The following is a 457-nucleotide window of genomic DNA, read 5'->3' on the forward strand; positions in this document are numbered from 1 at the left end:
TCGCCGTCTTCGGTTGTCCAATCGCGGACTTGTGCTAAAGGCTCGTAGGAATCCGGGTCGGTATAGATATAGGTATACCTGCCGTCCGGGTGGATTTCTTGCAGTAAATGGCTGCCGTCCCAAACGAAGCGGGTTTGGTTTTCGAGGTCATCTGAAACTTCCTGACTGTCTTTCAGACGACCTTTGCCTATCCTTCTGCCCAAGGCGTCGTAGCTGTACGCCCAAGTTTCTTTCGTGCCGTCTTTTTTGAAGATTTCGGCTTTAACCAGTTGGTCGTGCAGGTCGTAGAAATAGTTCTGCATTTCGCCGTCGGCGAGTTCGCGGTGGATCAGGTTGCCGAGTTCGTCGTAGTAATAGGTCGTGCCGTTGTAGGTTTTCAGGCGGTTGTCGGTGATGGCGGAGCGGTTGTCTGAAAGCGGCACGGCCGTTTTGCCCTCTCCCCGACCCTCTCCCACGG

General features: G+C 54.3%; 1 pseudogene. It reads right to left on the bottom strand.

Annotation, left to right across the window (positions count from 1 at the left end):
• Window positions 1-457, bottom strand: a pseudogene (locus tag HMPREF2572_RS12765) (RHS repeat protein); the annotation flags it as partial.

Source organism: Neisseria sp. HMSC064E01 (assembly GCF_001808875.1).
GTDB lineage: Bacteria > Pseudomonadota > Gammaproteobacteria > Burkholderiales > Neisseriaceae > Neisseria > Neisseria sicca_A.